At 44.1% G+C, this 20,884-nt stretch carries 18 protein-coding genes; all 18 read right to left on the minus strand.

Annotated elements, in window-relative coordinates; all coding sequences use genetic code 11:
- Positions 1–107: 107 nt before the first annotated feature.
- The 18 genes from ACJ28U_RS10250 to map all read right to left on the minus strand — a co-directional run bounded on the left by ACJ28U_RS10250 (position 108) and on the right by map (position 20,735).
- Positions 108–1,061 (minus strand): 1,4-beta-N-acetylmuramidase, encoded by a 954-nt coding sequence (locus tag ACJ28U_RS10250; protein WP_106443950.1) that lies wholly within the window; start codon positions 1,059–1,061, stop codon positions 108–110.
- Between the two features lie 274 nt (positions 1,062–1,335).
- Positions 1,336–1,974: a DUF421 domain-containing protein gene (locus tag ACJ28U_RS10255; protein WP_106443951.1), complete on the minus strand. Its 639-nt coding sequence runs from the start codon at positions 1,972–1,974 to the stop codon at positions 1,336–1,338.
- Positions 1,974–2,420: a DUF3290 family protein gene (locus ACJ28U_RS10260; protein ID WP_010371923.1), complete on the minus strand. Its 447-nt coding sequence runs from the start codon at positions 2,418–2,420 to the stop codon at positions 1,974–1,976. Before ACJ28U_RS10260 ends, ACJ28U_RS10255 begins: the two co-directional genes overlap by 1 nt.
- Before the next feature lie 117 nt (positions 2,421–2,537).
- Entirely contained in the window at positions 2,538–4,472 is a 1,935-nt protein-coding gene (locus ACJ28U_RS10265) for a GDSL-type esterase/lipase family protein (protein WP_407619200.1), read from the minus strand.
- A gap of 155 nt (positions 4,473–4,627) precedes the next feature.
- Positions 4,628–5,521, minus strand: a complete 894-nt coding sequence (locus ACJ28U_RS10270) for a glycosyltransferase family 2 protein (protein WP_407619201.1) — start codon at positions 5,519–5,521, stop codon at positions 4,628–4,630.
- Positions 5,522–5,529: 8 nt separating this feature from the next.
- Positions 5,530–6,429, minus strand: a complete 900-nt coding sequence (locus ACJ28U_RS10275) for a glycosyltransferase family 2 protein (RefSeq protein ID WP_043707414.1) — start codon at positions 6,427–6,429, stop codon at positions 5,530–5,532.
- Between the two features lie 95 nt (positions 6,430–6,524).
- Complete coding sequence (locus ACJ28U_RS10280; protein WP_407619202.1) at positions 6,525–8,306, minus strand: hypothetical protein; 1,782 nt, start codon at positions 8,304–8,306, stop codon at positions 6,525–6,527.
- A 10-nt stretch (positions 8,307–8,316) separates the two neighbouring features.
- Positions 8,317–9,246 (minus strand): glycosyltransferase family 2 protein, encoded by a 930-nt coding sequence (locus tag ACJ28U_RS10285; RefSeq protein WP_407619203.1) that lies wholly within the window; start codon positions 9,244–9,246, stop codon positions 8,317–8,319.
- Between the two features lie 94 nt (positions 9,247–9,340).
- Positions 9,341–10,795 carry a flippase gene (locus ACJ28U_RS10290; protein ID WP_063083280.1) on the minus strand — a complete coding sequence of 485 codons (1,455 nt, stop codon included), beginning with the start codon at positions 10,793–10,795 and terminating at the stop codon, positions 9,341–9,343.
- A 49-nt stretch (positions 10,796–10,844) separates the two neighbouring features.
- Positions 10,845–11,951 carry a glucosaminidase domain-containing protein gene (locus ACJ28U_RS10295; protein ID WP_407619204.1) on the minus strand — a complete coding sequence of 369 codons (1,107 nt, stop codon included), beginning with the start codon at positions 11,949–11,951 and terminating at the stop codon, positions 10,845–10,847.
- Positions 11,952–12,085: 134 nt separating this feature from the next.
- Positions 12,086–13,156, minus strand: a complete 1,071-nt coding sequence (locus ACJ28U_RS10300) for an acyltransferase (RefSeq protein ID WP_407619205.1) — start codon at positions 13,154–13,156, stop codon at positions 12,086–12,088.
- Positions 13,157–13,244: 88 nt separating this feature from the next.
- Complete coding sequence (locus ACJ28U_RS10305; RefSeq protein ID WP_407619206.1) at positions 13,245–14,945, minus strand: hypothetical protein; 1,701 nt, start codon at positions 14,943–14,945, stop codon at positions 13,245–13,247.
- Positions 14,946–15,010: 65 nt separating this feature from the next.
- The gene (gene glf / locus ACJ28U_RS10310; RefSeq protein WP_407619207.1) at positions 15,011–16,189 is read right to left on the minus strand and encodes a UDP-galactopyranose mutase; all 1,179 of its coding nucleotides are present in this window, start codon (positions 16,187–16,189) and stop codon (positions 15,011–15,013) included.
- Positions 16,190–16,349: 160 nt separating this feature from the next.
- A complete protein-coding gene (locus ACJ28U_RS10315) occupies positions 16,350–17,123 on the minus strand; it encodes a DUF4422 domain-containing protein (RefSeq protein WP_216807993.1) in 774 nt (257 codons plus the stop codon).
- Positions 17,124–17,127: 4 nt separating this feature from the next.
- A complete protein-coding gene (locus ACJ28U_RS10320; protein WP_407619208.1) occupies positions 17,128–18,507 on the minus strand; it encodes a hypothetical protein in 1,380 nt (459 codons plus the stop codon).
- A 15-nt stretch (positions 18,508–18,522) separates the two neighbouring features.
- The gene (locus ACJ28U_RS10325) at positions 18,523–19,155 is read right to left on the minus strand and encodes a YveK family protein (protein ID WP_407619209.1); all 633 of its coding nucleotides are present in this window, start codon (positions 19,153–19,155) and stop codon (positions 18,523–18,525) included.
- A gap of 143 nt (positions 19,156–19,298) precedes the next feature.
- Positions 19,299–19,922 (minus strand): sugar transferase, encoded by a 624-nt coding sequence (locus ACJ28U_RS10330; protein ID WP_010371962.1) that lies wholly within the window; start codon positions 19,920–19,922, stop codon positions 19,299–19,301.
- A gap of 30 nt (positions 19,923–19,952) precedes the next feature.
- Positions 19,953–20,735 (minus strand): type I methionyl aminopeptidase, encoded by a 783-nt coding sequence (map, locus tag ACJ28U_RS10335; protein WP_043707401.1) that lies wholly within the window; start codon positions 20,733–20,735, stop codon positions 19,953–19,955.
- Between the last annotated feature and the right edge of the window lie 149 nt (positions 20,736–20,884).

Here is a 20,884-nt window from a genome sequence, read left to right on the forward strand (position 1 = left end):
GCACTTTTAATTAAAGAGTGCTAAAACGCTCACGTACGCATCAAATACGACCTAGCAAAAAGGACTGAGCCATCAAATGACTCAGTCCTTTTAACTGTTTATATTTATTAGTACCAACCAATTGCTTGAATGTGATTCCAAGCACCTTGTGGGTTACCGTAACGATTAGCAATGTATGCCAAACCAACCTTAGCTTGCCCTTCGACTGACATGTCGTAGATTCCAGTCGTTTGGAACAAGCCCACGTATTGACCATTGCGTGCATTTACATTCCAACCTGATTCGTAGTTAATCAACAAATCAAGGTAGTATTGTTGCGTTGAATCCCAACCGTGCCAAGCTTGTGCAAAGCCCATCATTTGATCCTTAACAGAGCCAGATGAAAGCTTGGTTACAACACCGTTTGCATCAGCTGAATAGTTTGCCCCATTAGCCGTGAACTTCGTGTTCTTACGCAAGAAGAACGTCCCATCATTACCGAAGAAGTATTGCTTGCCACCAATTGTTTGCAAACCTTGCACAGCACGACCAACGTTATCAACGTAATACGTCATGCCCCAGGCATTCTCCCATGAATTTTGGATACGAGCCCCGTTTTGGAACCAGTAATATGTGCCCATGTAGAATTGGAAACCTGTGTAACGGTAACCGTTTTGCATCCACAACCAACCTGATGGTGTTGCGACGTAACCATTGGCCTTGCCACGTGAGAAGAACGTGCCATTGTTACCAAAATCGTAGTTAACGCCGTTAATTTCGTTAACACCTTGCACAGCGCGTCCGTCAGCCCCAACGTAGTAGCTCATGCCCCAAGCACTCTCCCATGAGTTTTCTTGACGCACGCCATCTTGGAACCAGTAGTAAGCACCCATGTAGAAGCGGAAACCTGTGTAGCGTTGGCCATTCTCAAACCAGTACCAACCAGTACCGTCATTCAAGTATCCTGAACCTTGCACTGTTGCAGCACTAGCTGTCGTCTCAAATTGTGTTGTGTTTGCGATTGCCAAACCGGCCATCGCTGCAGTTGTTGCCAATACTAATTTCGCTTTATTACTAATCATATCCGAATTTAAACCCCATTCTTATCAACAGACTGTTCTGTATTCACGACGCATATCTGCGTCGGACTCGTTTTTACTAATTCGACTTTACTTAGTGTATCGAGTTATAGTGACAGCCGGTTAAAGTGAAAGTTTCAAATCCGCGCCTTTTATTACTTGTATGTTACAAACCAAACGACCATTACAGAATTCCGGATTTTTTGCAGGTGTTTTGTGACGATGCCTGGATATTTTTGCGAGAATATCAGTTCCGATTCTCACAGGCCTAAATTGTTTATTTTGCAAACGGATGCAAAATCACTTTACCATGAATGAACTCACCCAAATAAATATCTTCCACATCACCCTTCGTTTGCTTAGCAACTTCTTCGCGTAACCAGTCGATGTCTTTATCCAAAACTTCTAATAGATCGTAATTGGCTTGACCATCCTGGATAAGTGGATACTTAATCGTTTCCTCGCCATATTTGATAATCGTCAGTTGGCCATTTTGCTCTAGAATTGCTCGACGTACTACCTGAACCTCATCAACGCCAGCAGCGCGTAGCTTAAACATCAACTCACTAGCCGACAGACCGACCCGCATCGTTGTGGCCACATCAACCTCACCGTTCTTTATTACCGTGACTGGCGCCCCATCGATCACCCGCTTGACCCAGTAATTGTGTTCTTTCAAGAACTTAAGGAGCAAGACTAAAAATGTCCAAACAATCAGGACTAAGACAAATTGCAGTGCCGTAATATCTGAATTATAAATAACACCACCAATAATCCCACCCAAAACATAATTTTGAACTTGGTCCATCGCTGAAATTGGCGCCAAGTTACCCTTACCTAAAATATTAATTTGGATAATCAAACCGATAATCCCGATTGCCAATTTCAAAGCAATCGTTGTATAACTTGTGTCCATCACTTCACCTCAACTACTGTATGCTCGTCTAATAAGTTCGTCTTTTCCAGGGTATAGTTCGATTGATCAGCACTTAAATTCACCCGATAGAACGTTTTCCCGGCTTTAACAATTAAGTTATTGTTCAAATTGACACTGTTTACAGCCACTTGTGCTGGCTTCACGTCCCGATTATGTGCCACGTGCTTTAATAACTTAACAACCTGTGCTTTTTGAGCCGACTGGCTCTTCACTTGGTTCATATCCTGATACTGCAGTCCAATGACAAACGCTACCAATAGTAACATCATCACACTCAAATCCCGGTACTTCGACTTTAAATTATTGCGAAAATACAGCACCGCAAAAATTGCAAAAATAATTACTAATACCGCAATAACCACCGTCGTTGCCGTTTCCAACCACGAATGGCGCTGCGTCAAGTAATCAATTGTATAAAATGTCATGCCATCCTCCTATTCTTCTGTCATGTTACGCAAATTTTTGGCGGTATACAACCTGATTACCCAAAAAATCCGCCAGGTAAACTACCCAGCGGATTTTGCAATTCAAAATAGATTTAATTAACGTAGGAAGAAAGTGTGGTTCGTACCAAAGTTGTACGTCTTACCATCAATCTTAACCTTGTTACCTTCAACAGAGCGACCATCGTTACCGACATAATACTTCAAGCCCCATTCTGAAACCCATTGATTATGTTGGCGCACACCGTTAATGAAGTAGTAGTAGGCACCCATGTACATACGGAAACCTGTGTAGCGCTTACCGTTTTCAATCCACAACCAACCATCTGGCGTTGACACATAACCACTTGCCTTACCACGCAAGAAGAATGTGCCATCGTGGCTGAAGTTATAGTACGTCCCGTCGACATTATAGCCGTCGCCTTGAACGGCACGACCTTCGCTGTCAACATAGTACTTCAAGTTCCAGGCTGTACGCCATTGGTTATTGATACGTGCACCCTTTTCGAACCAGTAGTATGTGCCCATGTAGAAGCGGAAGCCAGTGAAGACTTCACCGTTTTCATACCACAACCAACCATTGCCAGCATCTTGGTAACCTGAAAGCTTTCCACGTAGGAAGAACGTACCGTTGTTCCCAAAGTCATACGCGATACCGTCGATTAAGTGGTAGCCTTGGACTGAACGACCATCTGAGCCAACGTAGTACTTGTTACCCCATTGGCTGACCCACTTGTTTTCTTGGCGCACGCCATTAATGAAGTAGTAGTAAGCGCCGTAGTATGAACGGAAGCCCGTGTATGGCTTACCATTTTCAAACCAGCGCCAGCCTTGATCCGTGTTCAAGTAACCAGACTGCGTAAAGTTACGGGCATAGTAGGTCTTGTTTGACCCAAAGTCGTACCACTTACCGTTGACCAACTTAATGCCCTCTTGCGTCGTACCATCGGTTGCGACGTAGTAGGTCTTACCACCAGCCGTTGCCAATTGGTTCTTACCCTTCAACAAACCATTGTTGCTTGGGTTAAAGAAGTATCCTTTGCCGTTAATGTTCTTAAAGCCACTGGCAAGCATACTGTTTGTCGCATACTCACGGTTACCTGACTCATCCGTTTGCCAACCGTTACTAATGAAATTCGTCTTTGAATCGTGTTCATTTTCAGCAAGGTTGCTGTTATCAGCCGTAGATACTTCAATCATCCATTGGGCCATCAAATCAGCCATCTTGGCATACGTATCTTGTGTTGGGTGAACTTCATGATCCCCCAACGTTTGTTGTCGGTTCGCATCCGTAACAACCTGATAGCCTGCTTGACGCCAGTCTAACACTGGAATGCCAAAACTTGTATAAACTTGCTTCAAAGCATCAGCCAACTGATTAAACGTGTAACCTGCTTGACCCTTAACATTCAAGTTATTCCCACCCATGTATGATGGAATTGGCAAAACACCATAAATCACCAACTTGGGATTAGCGGCGCGCATTGTTCGAATGTTCTTTTGCAAACGTTGTTGGACGTAACCAAGATTATTGTCGCTATAGTTTAAATCATTGACCCCACTTTCCAAGACCAATGATTCAGCGTTCTTGAACTGCGGATCAGCCGTGACACGCTTCAAGTTATTGGTTAGGTCGTAAGTCTTATCACCAGGTCCGTTTTGGTTACCTGAAATTTGTGAGCCACTTGATGCGTAACCCGCATGCATTGACTCCGGCTTGATGATGTTTGCTAAAAGCGTTGGGTAGTTTTGCTTAACCACTTGGTTACCATCCCACCCAACGGCTAATGAGTCACCGACGACCCATACATTTTGATAATTAAAATAATTGTTTTCTGATTGTTCTGGCGTTTCGACTGGCTGCGTGGTTGCGTTCGTCGCTGTTCGCTTTACCCCTTCAACCTTAGCCGTCGTTTGCGCTGATTCTTTTGGTTGTTGTACCACAGTTGCGGCGTGTGTTGAACCAGCCGTCGCCCATAATCCGAAACCTAACACTGCTGAGGCCAGCATTAGGCGTGCTGTTGTTTTACTCATTGATTTGCACTCCTCCCAACAATTAACTATAGCAAACATTTGTCCCAATGGCATAAAAAGTCCTGAACTTCAACTGAATATAAATATAATGGTAGCACTTTTGCGAAAGTTATAAAAAAATCGCAACGTTTGTAACAAACGTCGCGATATCTTAATTACTTATCCTTAGGGAATTCAATGGTTGGCTTAAACTTACGACCAGCCTTGATACCACTAATCATTGTATCAAAACGCTTCTTCTTGTGATCCGTCCGCACAAAAATCAAGCGGAGGAAGTCCCAAGCAATTTTACCGTTTCCGCGCATGTGACGGAAAAAGTCACGCTTGCGCATCGTGTAAACGCGATTACGGTACATGTTAAAGTACCAAGGCAAACGACGTTCAATATCGTTGGTAATATCATCTTCTGTATTTGAACGCATCTTGTGCGTGACAGAAGATGCCGGCACTAGATAACCTGGCGCAATCCGTCCAGCACGCTCCGTATACTCCAAATCATCAATCCAAATAAAGAATTCCGTAATTGGCAGCCCGATTTGGCGAACAATATCCCGTGAGAAAAATGATGACACGAATGTCGCATTTTCAATTCGAACAGGTTCTTTAAATTCTGTATTCAACGTCGTCTTATACGTCCCATATTGACGGAGTACGTTACGAACTGATGGCTTGCCATCACTAAACATTACCTTTGAGGCCAAGAAGCCAAAATTAGGATTTTGTTCCGCGAATGCCGTCAATGGTTCCAAAGAATCTGGGTGTACCATCGTATCATCGTCCATTACCCAAACGTAATCATCATCCGTTTGTTCATAAAAGTAACGAATACCGGCATTGAACCCACCAGCACCACCAAGGTTCTCAGACATCCGCACATACGTGATGCTGTCGCCCAATGATTCTAAGTAATCTTGTGTATCTTGCTCAGATTTATTATCAATCACAATTAAGTGTGACAATTTTGGCTCAACGGCTTGCAAAGCGGCAATTGCCTCTTTTAACATTGGCAAGCGGTTGTAGGTCACAATCACTGCGCTTACTTTTGCCATAATATCTCTTATCCCTTCGCCTTGTTCTTAGCAAATTCTACCTTTGGCTTGAAGAACCAACCAGTCGTGACACCCTTAAGGACCATCTTCAAGCGAAGCATCTTCTTTGGTTGTCCGTTAAAGAAAATCATTGCTGCTTCATAGGCAATGCGAATGTGTGCACGCAAGAAGCGGACAAAGCCACGATTGCGACTGAAGTACATCCGGTTACGGAAGGCGTAGAAGTAACGTGGTACACGATCAATTGAATCAAGCGATACATTTGACTCCACGTTTTGTGCCATCTTGTGAATAACACGTGATGTTGGCACCATGTAGCCTGGGTAAACACGCGCCGCACGCTCCGTATACTCAATATCATCACCCCAGATGAAGAATTCCTTCACTGGTAGGCCAATCTTATCCACGACTTCACGACTGAACATCACTGAGACGAACGTCGCATTACGCAACTGTTCCATTTCAGTCGCATCCAATGGAATCTTCTTAAACCGGTCGATTGGGAATGGCAAGTTCATCTTGGCACGTGAGTTATCCGTCCAACGGACATCTGAAGACAAGAAGCCAAACTTGTTGTCAACCTTAGCGGCACTGCCAACAAGTTCTGTCAAAGCCGTTGGCGTTGGGACCGTATCATCGTCCATCAACCAAACGTAATCATCGACAGTTTCTTCCATGAAGTAACGAATACCCTTGTTAAAGCCACCCGCACCACCAATATTTTCTTCCAAACGCACATAACGGATTTGATCACCCAAACTCGTCAAGTACTCCTGGGTATCAGCATTACTCTTGTTATCCACAACAATAATGTTGTCCACCGGCGTTTCTGAGGCTTGCAAAGCTGCAATAACTTCCTTCAACATTGGCAGACGGTTGTACGTAACGACGACAGCGCTAACAGTCATATCAATCAGTCTCCAAACTAAAATTCATTCAATATCTTTTTATTGTATAAAAACACTCCTTTCAGTTTACCACATCCAGGAGTGTTTCATATATCTTATTCTTTCTCTTTATAAAATCTACGTAATTGGGCAATGCCCGCACCAAAGGCTAAGAGGCCCCAGCTAATTGCGGCCACATACTGCGTGGTTGGCAACCAACCTGGCGTCTGATAACCCAAGACTAATGTATTGCGACCAGCCTGCTGTTTGACAATGGGTGCACCAATCCGACTCAGCTTAACGTTATTTAGCATTTGACCATTTAACGATAGCGTCGTCTCCGCATACTTCACAACTGGCAAAGTAACGGTTGTCGCCCGCTTAGCTTGCCAAGTCAGGTGCAATTGGCCATCAACAACCGTTCGTTTCATTTTCGGCAAACGATTTCCCACAATATCATGCAAATACGCTTGATCTAACCCATTCTTCGTATACCAATCTTTGCCAGTCAATGATGTTGCCGTTTTCTTTGAAATCGGTAAATAATCTGGGTAGTTTTGCGTGCCGTCTAACATCAAGCGACTTAAATCCGTTCGTCGTTCGTCGGCCACTAGTTGTTTTAACGTCAACTTCGGCCTGGTGTACGCCGTTAAACCGACCACTGTTTTCAGATCCGACTGTGTCGCCATCTTATCAGTCATCGGCGTGAATAACATCCCCATCGCTAAGACGCCCGTCGCCAATGTCGCCACCTGCATACCTGAAGACGCCGCAATTGGCTGCTGTTGCAACCACAATAGCAAGCCAAACACAATCAAAATCAAGCCCGGAATACCAAAACGAAGCGCAAATTGGAAAGTCGACAACCAGTTATCAGCATCTTTCATAATCATACGCCATGGTAGTAATTGTGAGCCGACTACAACAAGTAACACGCCACCCAACAACGTCCATTGTGTCGTGAAATCCAACCGTGGTCGGCACTGGTTACGCAAAACCAAGGTGGCAACTGCAATGACAATCAAAACCATCGCAATTAACGATAGATTGTGACTCCCATCCCAAGTAAATCCCAGCGTATCGGCCGGTATATCACCACGCAATTCAATAAACGGTCGCAACAAGCGGTTACTCATGTTCACATGCAAAAATGGCATCCAAACATTGACTGACAGCAGCAATGCCAAACCTGCCGCCAATAGCCCATTCAAGACCATGAACACTGGTCGCTTCGCCCGAAAGACCGCTGGCACTGCGAACCACACCAATACCAGGAGCATAAACAAAGTTGAGAGCATGTGCACTTGAATGCCCAATGCCATCACAGCGCCCATCTGCCATGGGTTAATCGGCCGATCCGGTTGCTGGAGCATCCGAATACCAATCCCCACAGCTAGTGCGATAAACATGGCGCCAACGCTCATAAAGGCTTGATTGGCAAACCAACTTAGGCCCGGTAAAGAACCAACCATAATCATTGATCCAGCCACGCTATACAGGCGGCGTACGTGGGCCCAACGCAATGCCAAGTAACCAGCCAACAGTCCACCAAATGCAATGATGAAATTAGACCAAAATTGCCAACGGACCCAACTGCCTGCTAGCAATAGCAGTAGTCCATTTAGATAAGCGAACCATGGCCCATAGACCGCATTCACAATCCGCCCTGATTGATTAAAGCCAAACAACGACACAAAGTAATTGAATTGGCCCGTTTTCAGTTGCATCGCCGCATCGTAGAACCGGTGCAAGTGGAAAAACGCGTCCACGCCCAACACCATCCGGTTCTGATTTAAAATTGGCAATGCGAATAATAATGCAATAATAACAAAACCAAGCACTGCTTGGCTATCGCGATAAGCGCCAGTTTGTCGATATTGCGCAAACCTTCTTCTCATCGCTCTCTCCCTACTTTACTTTACGAGCAATATAAATTGGTCGCTTCTTAACTTCTAGATAAATACTTGAAATATAACGACCGACAATGCCCAAACTCAATAGTTGCACGCCACCAAGCGCCAACATGATCACAATCGTTGATGGCCAACCAAAAACTGAATTTTCTGGATGCAACAATGCCCGAACAAATACAATCACAGCACCAACTAGCGCCATCACGAAAGCAATAGTACCGAGTACTGAAACCAACAGTAGTGGTGCCTTCGAGAAATTCACAAAACCATCAATTGAATACCTGAACAAACTCCAGAAATTCCAAGATGTCGTGCCGGCAACGCGATCCTTATTCTCATACTCTAGATACTTTTGCTTAAAGCCAACCCATGAGAAGATGCCCTTCGAAAAGCGGTTATATTCTTGCATACTCAAGATCGCATCAACCATTTGACGGGTCATTACGCGGAAATCGCGTGCCCCTTCAACGATATAGGTGTCTGACACCATATTAATAATCTTATAAAACAAGCTTGAAAACCAAGAACGAAGCTTTGGCTCGCCGGCACGCGTTGTGCGGCGTGCGCCAACGGCATCCCATTCACCAGATGAGACGCCCGCCAACATTTCTGGCAATAACTCAGGTGGGTCTTGCAAATCTACATCCATGACTGCGATATAATCACCTGTCGCGTGTTCCAAACCAGCATACAAGCCAGCTTCTTTTCCAAAATTACGTGAGAATGACACCAAATGTACGTTTTCATCACGTGCAATCAACGCTTCAACTGCGGTAACCGTCCCATCAGTTGAACCGTCATCGATGTACCAATATTCGATATCATATTCAGCAAAATTTTTGCGTTCAAGTTCAATCGCATCGTAGAAGATTGCTACTGTCTCTTCTTCGTTAAAAACCGGTACGATAATTGATAACTTAGACATATCTGTCCTCTTTCATATATTTAATCAGCCTGTTCCAGTATAGCAAAAAAGCACCCCTAATTGGGGTGCTTTCACAATTTTATAATATCTGATTTTACTTGTGGAGACGTCCTTTGATAAACCCTTGTACAGTCAACACAAAGTTAGCTCGCATCAGGATGACCATAATCACGTATACCACGACACCAACCCCAATCTGTGCTACGGTGCTTGTTGGGAATGGTGGCATTCGCCAAGCCATCGTCGCAATGACTGCAAACATAACGACACCCGCTACGAGATACTTCCACAAACCGTGGAACAAAACGCCTAATTCAAGTTGGTGACGAATGACATAAACCTGGTAAAGGGTTACAGCGAATTCAGCGATAATCGTCGCGACCGCTGCTCCATACAAACTCCAAAGCGGAATAAAGATAAAGTTCAGCAACACATTAACAACCGCACCAACCGTCACGGAAATTGTGAAATCCCGGGTCCGGTTAACCGGCATCAAATATTGCGTGCCGATAACGTTACTCCAAGCGATAAACAAGACAATTGGCGACAAAATCGTAATTGTCCAACCCGCTGGTAAGAAGTTTGGGCCCATGTACCAAATTGACATCTTTGGACCCAAGGCCATCATCCCGAACATCAAAGGCGCAGCCATCGCTGTCACAAAGTCCATTGACTTGTAAATCGCATCATTGACCGCTTTCGTGTTACCGTTGGCATAATGGTTCGCCACACGTGGCAACATAACCGTTCCCATCGCCGTCACTAGGGCCAACGACACTTTGACAATCTTATCCGCGTTTTCATAAAAGGCTGACAAACTAATTGAGCCACTAGCAAACAAAGGCAACATCGTCTTGTTCAACTGCAAATAAATTTGCGTGGCAATCGTTGGCAAAAATAAGCCTAATGTTGGTAATAAGTGGTGACCGAAGTTCAAAGTCGACAACTTCGGCAACTTCACCTTACCTGGAATGTAGAACCACATCGTGATATTACCAATCACTTGGGTGAGTGCCAACAATAGAATGTAGTTATCGACATCATCAGCTGACTTAACCAGGATGAAAATCAACACCACCATGGCAATCTTAACCAACGAATTACGGACAACCGTCTTCTTAAAGTCTTCCAAGCCCATGAAGTACCATGAAATATCGAGCAGCCCTGAAACAATCACCCAAGTCTGCAAATACAGTTGGTGGTTGTTTGTTGAGAACTCACCCGGTACATGGCGCATCATGTAGACAAAGACGACATAAATCGCAATTGCCAACAGACTGACCATTGTGTGCAGTCCTTGGATTTCCCAAAACCGTCGATCACGTAACTCACGGTCATCACGCACATACGCAATTTCACGTTGACCATACAACGTGATACCTAACGTGGCAAACAGCAAGAAGTAACTCACAATCGAGTTAGTCCAAGCCTGCACACCCATCCCATCCGCGCCAAGCACGTGTGACAGGTACGTCATCGTAATCAACGGTGCCAACACAGTTAGCAGTTGATAGAAGACGTTATACAAATAATTTTTTACGACTTGCATGTCATTCTCCGACTGTTTTTTAAACTTATCAGTCTAGTATAGCGCAAAATTAGCGCAAATAGAATGTACCATTCGTCCCGAAGTTATACACCTTATTGCCAATCTTCACATGTGATCCCTGGACAGAACGACCATCACTACCAACGTAGTAATTCAAGCCCCACTCTGACACCCAACGATTATGTTGGCGAACCCCATTGATGAAGAAATAGTATGCGCCCATGTACTTACGGAATCCAGTGTAACGTTGGCCATTTTCAATCCATAACCAACCATCCGTTGTGTTAACGTAACCATTCGCTTTACCACGCAGGAAGAATGTGCCGTCGTGACCAAAGTTGTAGTAGGTCCCGTTAACTTTGTAACCATCTCCCTGCACCGCTCGGCCTTCACGATCAACGTAGTATTGGAGATTCCAAGCAGAACGCCACTTATTATCAATACGTGAACCATTTTCGAACCAGTAGTACGTTCCCATGTAGAAACGGAACCCCGTAAACTTACGACCATTTTCAAACCAGAACCAGCCATTACCATCATTGATGTAGCCAGAAGCAGGTTTTCCCTTCAAATAGTAGCTGCCATTCTTATAGCCATCGTGGTCTAATTGATCAAAATGGTACTCTTCAATCAAATTAATGAGCGATTGGGCATACGTTGGCGCCGTTGCATAACGCCCTTGTAGCCCATAAGCCGCTTCTTTATAATTTTTAGCCCGCGAACGCCAGGCACCTGCGTAATATTCTGGATTCCACGACACACCGTTCTTAAGCAACTTGCCTTGCGCATCCACTGACTCATACGCCGAAGGATACTTAGCAAACTGTGCTTGAACTGAATATGGCTTGCCACCTGAATACTCAGTTGTCCACATCGTGACTGATTGTCCATTAAAAGCACCTTTAACACCGAAATAATTGTTGGCTTTCGTACTCAACGCACTCTGTCCCCAACCACTTTCCAAGGTTGCTTGTGCCATTTGAATTGACGGATATAGCCCATATTTGCTTGTATCCGCTAAAATTGCTGGCGTCATCTTATTCACGAACGCTTGTTGTTGTGTCGTCATTGTCGCTGCATCAACTGGGGTGGCTGTTATAACGATACCCAACGTCATAACTCCCGTTGTCAATGCAATCTTTAAGGTTTTATCCATACGCTAACCACCATTCCTAAACACTCTGTAAAATTTAACAAACTCTCTCAAACTATATTATAGCGCAGTGGACAAAAAGAAAGAGATGTGTAACACCTCCTCGGCTTACACATCTCTTAAACAACTTAAGTATTTTATGGCAATAAACGATTTACACCTGGAATTTTTTGTAATCCCAACACAATCGCCACACTGATGACCCATACCACCATTGGCAGCGCCAACATATGATAATAAGAGCTTTGATCAAGGTGCAATAACTTCTCTAGCACCGCAATCACAAATTCGTGAATGACGTAAACACCCAACGACACACCAGAAAGATGCTTCAACCAAACCGTTGTCTTTGGACCCGGTTGCCAATCGAGCGGGAAGTGCGTTTTTGCCCAAGCCCAGACCCCCAACGGCATCAAAAAGCCACCGATGGTGAAAATACTATACGCATCGCGTACGGTCTCATGGCGCCACGCTGAGAAAATAATCGTCAAACTAAACATAATGACGAACCCCAAAACACTTGCGCCGTACAGCACATGACGCATACGTTTTGAGATATCAAAGTTATGGAGATACCAACCGACAAAGAAAATACCAATGCCCGTCGACAAGACCATTGGAATGTTGTTCACCAACTGATCTGGTGCCCGGTGGAAAAGCGTGTAGGCGTAGTTAACCACACCGACCCCAATGACATATAAGGCGATGATATATTCGACCACTTTTTGATTAGCCTTTGTCGCAATCAATGACAAAAAAGGCACGGCCAAATAAATTGGAATGATGAAATAGAAGAACCAAAAGATTGGTTGAATCGTGTCATATTCTAACCCATTCCAAAAGCCAATCAACGACCAATCAGGATTATGACCGACAAAATGATTCCAAGCATACCAGACGAACGTCCAAAAGATAAATGGAATTAACACCTTCGCCCAGCGCTTCTTAAAGAATGTTTTTGTGTCGTACCGCTCGCGATAATTAAATAAGTTGGCGCCCGAAATCATAAAGAAAATCGGTACCGCCCAAATAAAGGCAATTTGAATCACCAAACTCAGCACCCATCGGGGTGAGTCTGGCGTATATTGAAAGGCAAATTCTGAGGTGTGCAACCACATCACTGCAATCGTCGCAATGATATTCAGAATATCCATATAGTAAAACCGCCGGCTACGCTTCTTGACCGGGGTTACAGGTTGATCTGCCATGTCACACGGCTCCTTTTAAATTATTGCTTACAAATCAGTATACCGAAAAAGACACCTCGCGACGATGCGAAAGGTGTCTTTTTAATGTTTATTTAGCCTTCCGTCTGTGCCAACTAGTCACAAATAGAATCACCCAACCAATTGCAGATAACAACCAAACTTGGTAAATCCACTTCGGTGTTGTGTAGCTGACCGTCAAACGATGTTCACCCGCCGTCACGTGTACGCCAATCGAACCCCGTTTCGTTTGCTTGGCCGTCACACGATGGCCATCTAGCATCACCCGTTCATTACCGTACATCAGAATTGGCACATTTAACTGTCCTGATCGTGGCGCGTCGACTTTAAATGTCGCCGACGTCAACCGATACGTCGCCTTAGCCTTAATTGACTGATTGCCCAAAAAAGTTTGGTGTGCGAGGAACGAATAGTAATTCTCGACTGGCCACGCATTTTTAGGTGCATAGTCGAGCATGCCGATATAATCGTGACGCGCACCCGGTTTATTCAGAGCTGCCAGTTGCTTATCATTCGCCGTGAAACTTGTTTCAAACAACGCGGTGGTTGCCTCAAACCGTTGATTCGTTACCAATGGTTGCTGGTGCTGGCGCGTATAAATCAAATTCTCCGTAAACGCCAAGTAACTCCCCGCACTGAACAATAACACAACCAAAGTCGTAAGCGCCTGTTGCTTTGGTAAAGCAAAGACTCGCACTAATTCGCCCGATAAGTAAACGATCAAGAACAATGAACTCAAACCAAGCAAGCGGAACGGAAATTGGACTAATGCTTGTACATTCTCAGAGAGCGCTCGCCAAGGAAAAGTTGAAGACGCCATGATAAATAACACGACTCCAAGTCCCCAGATTGCCAACTCACGCGAGAAACGGCGGCGCCATAATTGTACTGCACCAATCACAATTGCTAAAACGCCAACCAATCCAATGTTTTGATTTAGGCCATTCAGTGAGTACACTAAGCTTTGGCCCAAGTCATACATTTTACTAATCGGCCCTTGCACCGTCGTAATAATCGTCGTTTGGCGGTTTTGGTACAAGAATGGCAGGTAAATGACAGCCGTCATGACGACGGTCATCACTACCGCTTTAACAAAATTAAGTACGCGTATTTTTTCAAGTCGCAAGCGTCGGGTCAGGACTAATAAACCCACAATGATGACAAACAATGTGAGCGTCAAAACTGTACTCAACATGTGAGCGTATAAGATTAAGGTTAAGCCTGCCGCCAGTGCCCGCCACTTACGCGCGTCACCTAAGAACACGTTATATAACCCAACAAACGCCAACGGTAGAAACGCAAATGCCAACATCTCACCAAACACAAACTGATCATACGCTAAATAAGTGCGGTAACTAGCAAATCCATATAGTAACGCAAAAATAATTGACCGCATGCGCTGTGATTGATATTGATTCATAGCCAGATATGCCACAATTAACGTCACAAACATCACAATCGCTTCACCTAGGTAAAAAGCGTGAATTGGATTATGCATCACTGCGAACAAGCCGGACCACCCGAGCATGTATACAAACGGGTAGAAGAAATTGCTAGCACTACCAATGTTAGTTAGCACATTAAAGTAGCGATATGGTATTTCATGCGCTTGTACGCCTTGTGTCAGTCCCGCCAGCCGATTAAGGTGAAACAATAAATCACCTTGACCATAAATGGTGCCCCGATTCCAGTAAGGGAGAACCGACATGCCCGCAATTACCACGAACAACAGTATCACCAACAAATGTTGTAAAACTACTTTTTTATTCATAAGCCCCTCTTCTCGAAAAAAGCCAATCATTCAACAACAGAACGATTGGCTTTTTTAAATACAGATTAGTGTTCTTCGTCGTGTGCGAAGTTGAAGCTTGAAGGAATCTTGAATTCCTTACGTACTTCATTCAAAGCAGCGTTGAAGACTTGGTCCATATCGAAGTAACGGTATTGTCCCAAACGACCACCGAAGATAAATTGATCCTTGTGTTGGCGCGCTTCCTGAGCGTATTCCTTGTACAAGTTCGTGTTCTTCTCGTCGTTAACTGGGTAGTAAGCTTCCTTCGTACGGTCCCATGTTTGTGGGTATTCCTTCGTAATGATCGTCACACCATCGTCTGACAAACCATCGAAGTGCTTCCATTCCATCACACGCGTGTATGGCGTCTCAGCATCCGTGTAGTTGATAACTGAGTTTCCTTGGTAGTTATCTGAATCGATAACTTCGTGCTCGAAGCGCAATGAACGGTACTCCAACTCACCGAACTTGTAGTCGAAGAATTGGTCGATCATTCCCGTGTACAAAATACGTGGGAACTCAGCAATGTATTCATCCTTGTGCTCGAAGAAGTCTGAGTTCAAACGAACATCAATCAAATCGTTATCCAACATCTTCTCAAAGATTTGCGTATAACCACCGATTGGAATACCTTGGTAACGGTGGTTAAAGTAGTTGTTGTCATAAATGAAACGAACTGGCAAACGCTTGATGATGAAGGCTGGCAATTCAGTCGCCTTACGTCCCCATTGCTTTTCCGTGTAACCCTTAATCAACTTCTCGTAGATATCAGTACCAATCAATGAGATCGCTTGCTCTTCCAAGTTACGTGGCTCGCGGTCACCCAAGTCAGTCAAAGCAGCAGCCTTTTGCTCTTCGATCTTAGCCTTGGCTTCAGCTGGCGTCTTCGTTCCCCACATCTCGTAGAATGTGTTCATGTTGAATGGCAAGTTGTACAACGTACCCTTGTAGTTGGCAACAACTTGGTTTTGGTAACCGTTGAATTCAGCGAATTGACGGATGTAGTCCCAAACTTCCTTGTTGTCCGTGTGGAAAATGTGAGCACCGAAGTCGTGCACCGTAATACCGTGCTCCGTGTGTGTGTACATGTTTCCAGCGATGTGTGCGCGCTTTTCAATAATCAATGAGCGCTTTCCACGCTTAGCTGCTTCATAAGCAAAGATTGAACCAAATGGTCCAGCACCTACGATCAGGTAATCGTAGTTCTTATCATTCAAAGTCATGATTTGTCTTCCTTCTGATGATTTTTGTATAAAAAATATCCTGAAATTACTTTACCATAATTTCAGGATATTTCACACTAAAAGTGTGACAATAACTGGGCTATTTTATCACTTTATAATCAAAAACCACGCGCCATAGGCAGGTGGTTTTTGATTGATATTAGAAGTGAACCTTCTTATTGGCATTCTTGAAGAACTTACGCTTCAAGAATTGGGTTCCCTTGTCCAACCAATTTGTTTTCTCAGTTGTAACCAGTGGGAATTCCATCACACGCTTTTGCTTGGTGTTCACCCATGTGTCCATCAAACGCTCTGATAAGAAACCAAAGACACGACGTTCCTGTCCTTCATATTCAAGATATGGAATGCGCTCTTCTACGGCCTTCAACACATCGAACATGAAGTCGGTGTACTCTTGAAAATCAGCTTGGCGCATAATGCTCATATTGAACAAGTGCGCTTTTGTGCTGTTACCCATTGCATCAAACGCAGCCAAGTAATCCGGATACTTTTCGGCAATCACCTCACGCATCACATTATATGGCTCATGATTGTGCGCATTAAAGTAGTGATCCTTTTGCGTTTCGATGTAGTAATTACGTTGCTTAGGCAACAACACATCCGCAGTTTCCAAAGCGTTACGGATATCCGTTTCTGTCAAAATGTCAGTCAAATCGTGACTAGCTTTCTTACCAAAGTAACGGCGGTAGTGCATCAAGCCAATCACATCTTCATCTTGCAGATTATACTTAGCCCAGTACAACGCCGTCAACTCGTTGTAGAACGGGTTCATTTCAGACATGTTTTGACCAGTGTTATCTGGTGTGTAATTAGCTGGATAACCCTCCTGTAGCGCAGCCCCGACCATGACCGGTAGATACGTTTGATCTTTAGGCATTTGGTACGGCTTGTGTACAGCAACTAAAATTTTCATTTAACTAAATTCCTTCGTTTTGTAATTCATCCTCTGCTAAGTGGACCACCCGCCAGTAGAAGAACAACATCAATAGCATCGGCCATGACGTTGCATTAGCTGGCGTAATACCGGCCGTCACAATTGTAATCGCGACAGTGACCAAGAATGACTTAATCATCACCCGATAAAACATCACGTGGTCAGACGCACTTCGCTTCAAACGGCCGAGTGTTTTCACCGCCCGCGTAATCAACCCTAGCAACAGCCAGAAGCCAATTAAAACAAAGATAACACCATAGCGGGCTAACCAACCAAACACATCATTCAAAATTGGATATGATTGATTCTTGTAAACATCCATATATTCAGCATTGTTTTTTGACCACTCTGGCAAATTCTGCACGATATAGTGACCTTCGTAACCATAGCCAACCCCAAACAATGGATGATGGAGCCAAGCACCAATTAAACCAATTGTACCGCCTAGACGATTATCGGTGCCGCCCTTTTGGAACAACCACTGGTTTAGCATCGCGTTAACCGACGGCACTAATTGATACGCTGCGGCAACTGCAATTAAGGCGATCACCACCCCACCCGCGATAAACAACTTTTGTTTACGTGGCGCTGCAAACCAATAAGCAACGGCAAGTAGCCCAATCATTAAGAACCCAGTCGTGGTCTTGGCCATGAATAGAATAACGACAATAATGGCTAACAGAGCCCACGTCAACCACAATAGCCACTTGCGGTTTTTGAAGTTTTTCAGCGGCTCTTCAGCGATCATAATTAATAATGGCGAGAACGTTAATCCCAGCAACAATGCTAAAAATGACGCTTCCGGCTCTAACCCGTTGACACGCCACAATGTTGCCACATAACTCCCATTATCATAGAAATTACGATCTAACCAATGGCGTTCGAACAGGCCAGCAATCGGATTGATAATGTGACTTAACCAGAAAGCACCATCAATGAAGGCGATTTGAGGCAAAACAATCACCACAATGTAGACAATCAAGCTAATCATCACTGACTTGACGAACTTCACGGCATCTTCATAACGCTGAATCGCCATCTTCTGGACTGTATACGCAATCCAAATCACAAGAATCATCTGAATAAACGACACTAGCCCGTGAAGCAATCCATAGATTTGCTTTGTATCACAAACCACAAAGGATTGGTATGCCATCAGGATTAATTGCACAACCACAAAAGCGCCCCATAAACGAAGCGTATTTGTTTTGGGTAGCACAGTTTGTAACTGAGCGGGTTGCAAATAGATTTTCACCATGATGTACATCGAGAAAACCAAAACCGCAAGTTGAGCGAATGAATCAAAGAAGAAATACGTGTATGTCTTCGGCAAAAGCGCGAATGGCATTAACCATGCAACCATACGAATCTCCTTTGCTTAGTTCTTAGCAGCCGTCACGTTCTTGTAAACACCCACAAAGAATGCCAAGACAACCCCGATTGCCAAACCAGCAACGGCACCAAACAGTGCTGCCTTCTTTGGCGAACCAGCTACCATCGTATCCGTGTTGGCTTCCTTTGCCTTCGTCATCAACTCAGGCTTTGGCATGTCCGAAATCAACTTAGGTGCGTTTTCGGCATATGACTCAGCAAAAGCGTTAACAATCTTGATTGCTTGCTTAGGCTTAGCAATACCCTTTGCCTTTGCCTTCATCAGCAACGTCCCATCTGTAATTGACAATGACACTTCCGAGCGCAACGTATCAGCTGATACCTTCACACCCTCAGCCTTCAAAGTCTTCACAGCTGGCTTAATCACCTTATCATCCTTGGCAACCGTCTTGTATGTCTTCAATAACCAAGAGTCAGCCACGATTCGTGAATTTGGATCCTTCACGCCGGTGTTTGACTTAGCAACGTACATTGCGCGTGTTGCACTGTAGCTTGTCGCTGCAGGTTGCTTGTTCATCACGTACATGGCACCGCCACCAACAATTCCAAGGACAATAATCCACCAGGCATTGCGCAACATGTGCTTAAACAAATCAGTCACTGTAAATTGATTTTCCATCACTTCGTAGTTCCTTTATGTATATTAAAATTTTTGATGCTATAAATAGCAACTTCCCTTAAATGCGAAAAACTCGCCAATACCCAGTATACAGGAGTTTTGGCGAGTTTTATAGAACTGTCACGATTTCTTAATCTTAGAAATCACATCGCACCGTCACCCTTAAAGATGGCGAAAACGGTCATAAATAGAATTTTAAAATCAAACCATAAATCAGCATGGTCAACATAACTAATCTCTAGGTCAGCTCGTTCTGGGTATTGTATTTCGCTACGTCCACTAGCTTGCCAAAGTCCCATGGCACCCGGCTTCACTGATAAGAACTTATCAACACGATCACCGTATTCAATCAATTCTTTCTCAACAACTGGTCGTGGTCCAACAATACTCATATCACCAATCAAAATGTTGATAAATTGTGGCAATTCATCAATTGATGTCCGACGAATGAACGCCCCAAACTTGGTGATACGTGGATCTTCTTCAGTCGGTAACTTGTAGCCGTTCTCAACGAACTTTGCATACAATTCTTTGTTGGCATACAGCTTTTCTTCTGCACCAACAACCATTGAACGGAACTTGTAAATTCCAAATTCACGGTGATTCATACCGATACGACGCTGCTTATAAAAGACAGGCCCTCGGTTTTCACCGAAAAGATAAAAGGATGAAATCACCAAAAAGATTGGCGAAAAAACAATCAATGCGAATAACGACACTGAAATATCCAAAAATCGCTTAGCAAAAATGTAACCTGAATGAGTCACGTCATTGCTCCCTTCTGTGTCAGTAATTTTTTAAAGATACTTGGCGTCAAACTCAGGATCTTGTGATGTCAAAATCTTTGGTCCATCATTTGTAATCGCAATGGTGTGTTCATATTGCGCTGACCATGATCCATCTTCAGTTGTCACTGTCCAACCATCATCTTCTGATGTTTCGACCTTCCAACCACCCATGTTAACCATCGGCTCAATCGTAATCGTCATGCCTGGCTTCAAACGCAAACCGTGTCCAGCAACACCATAGTGTGGTACGGCTGGCTCTTCGTGCATCGTTGGTTGAATACCGTGTCCGATATATTCACGCACGTTACCAAAACCATTTTCGTCTTCAACGTAAGCGTTGATAGCCGCCCCGATGTCACCAATTCGGTTACCAACTTGAGCTTGTTCAATACCGATGTACAAGGCCTTGAACGTCACATCCATCAAACGTTGTACTTCTGGTGACACCTCACCGACAGCGTAAGACCAAGCTGAATCTGAATAATAACCATCAAGGTCAACTACTGTATCAACCTTGACGATATCACCTTCGTGCAAAATCAATTCTTTGCGAGGGAAAGCGTGGGCAACTTCATTGTTCACTGACACAGTCGTTGCAAATTCGAAGCCTTCAAAACCAATTTGTGCAGCGCGTGCACCGTGGTCTTCAATATACTTGCGACCGAATTCTTCGATTTCCCATGTTGAAATACCAGGCTTAATGATATCGCGCAACCCTTTGTGCATGCCGGCGATAATCGCACCAGATTGGCGCATACCTTCAATTTCACGTTCTGACTTAATAGTAATCATGTTTTCTAACCTGCTTTGTTTTCTTTTTCCCCTCATAACTAAATATCTATTATACGCCAAAAATAGCGTTTTATGGCAAATTTATACGAATTTATTAAGAACAAAAAAATAACCCCCGCCGTTGAGCGAAGGTTATTTGCTAATGATTG

The organism is Weissella sp. MSCH1, assembly GCF_045799135.1.
Classification (GTDB): Bacteria; Bacillota; Bacilli; order Lactobacillales; family Lactobacillaceae; genus Weissella.

Excerpts from the sequence above, each read along its gene's own strand:
- ACJ28U_RS10250 (WP_106443950.1), bottom strand. The coding sequence starts at position 1,061 with ATGATTAGTAATAAAGCGAAATTAGTATTGGCAACAACTGCAGCGATG.
- ACJ28U_RS10255 (WP_106443951.1), bottom strand. The coding sequence starts at position 1,974 with ATGGACACAAGTTATACAACGATTGCTTTGAAATTGGCAATCGGGATT.
- ACJ28U_RS10260 (WP_010371923.1), bottom strand. The coding sequence starts at position 2,420 with ATGACATTTTATACAATTGATTACTTGACGCAGCGCCATTCGTGGTTG.
- ACJ28U_RS10265 (WP_407619200.1), bottom strand. The coding sequence starts at position 4,472 with ATGAGTAAAACAACAGCACGCCTAATGCTGGCCTCAGCAGTGTTAGGT.
- ACJ28U_RS10270 (WP_407619201.1), bottom strand. The coding sequence starts at position 5,521 with ATGGCAAAAGTAAGCGCAGTGATTGTGACCTACAACCGCTTGCCAATG.
- ACJ28U_RS10275 (WP_043707414.1), bottom strand. The coding sequence starts at position 6,429 with ATGACTGTTAGCGCTGTCGTCGTTACGTACAACCGTCTGCCAATGTTG.
- ACJ28U_RS10280 (WP_407619202.1), bottom strand. The coding sequence starts at position 8,306 with ATGAGAAGAAGGTTTGCGCAATATCGACAAACTGGCGCTTATCGCGAT.
- ACJ28U_RS10285 (WP_407619203.1), bottom strand. The coding sequence starts at position 9,246 with ATGTCTAAGTTATCAATTATCGTACCGGTTTTTAACGAAGAAGAGACA.
- ACJ28U_RS10290 (WP_063083280.1), bottom strand. The coding sequence starts at position 10,795 with ATGCAAGTCGTAAAAAATTATTTGTATAACGTCTTCTATCAACTGCTA.
- ACJ28U_RS10295 (WP_407619204.1), bottom strand. The coding sequence starts at position 11,951 with ATGGATAAAACCTTAAAGATTGCATTGACAACGGGAGTTATGACGTTG.
- ACJ28U_RS10300 (WP_407619205.1), bottom strand. The coding sequence starts at position 13,156 with ATGGCAGATCAACCTGTAACCCCGGTCAAGAAGCGTAGCCGGCGGTTT.
- ACJ28U_RS10305 (WP_407619206.1), bottom strand. The coding sequence starts at position 14,945 with ATGAATAAAAAAGTAGTTTTACAACATTTGTTGGTGATACTGTTGTTC.
- glf (WP_407619207.1), bottom strand. The coding sequence starts at position 16,189 with ATGACTTTGAATGATAAGAACTACGATTACCTGATCGTAGGTGCTGGA.
- ACJ28U_RS10315 (WP_216807993.1), bottom strand. The coding sequence starts at position 17,123 with ATGAAAATTTTAGTTGCTGTACACAAGCCGTACCAAATGCCTAAAGAT.
- ACJ28U_RS10320 (WP_407619208.1), bottom strand. The coding sequence starts at position 18,507 with ATGGTTGCATGGTTAATGCCATTCGCGCTTTTGCCGAAGACATACACG.
- ACJ28U_RS10325 (WP_407619209.1), bottom strand. The coding sequence starts at position 19,155 with ATGGAAAATCAATTTACAGTGACTGATTTGTTTAAGCACATGTTGCGC.
- map (WP_043707401.1), bottom strand. The coding sequence starts at position 20,735 with ATGATTACTATTAAGTCAGAACGTGAAATTGAAGGTATGCGCCAATCT.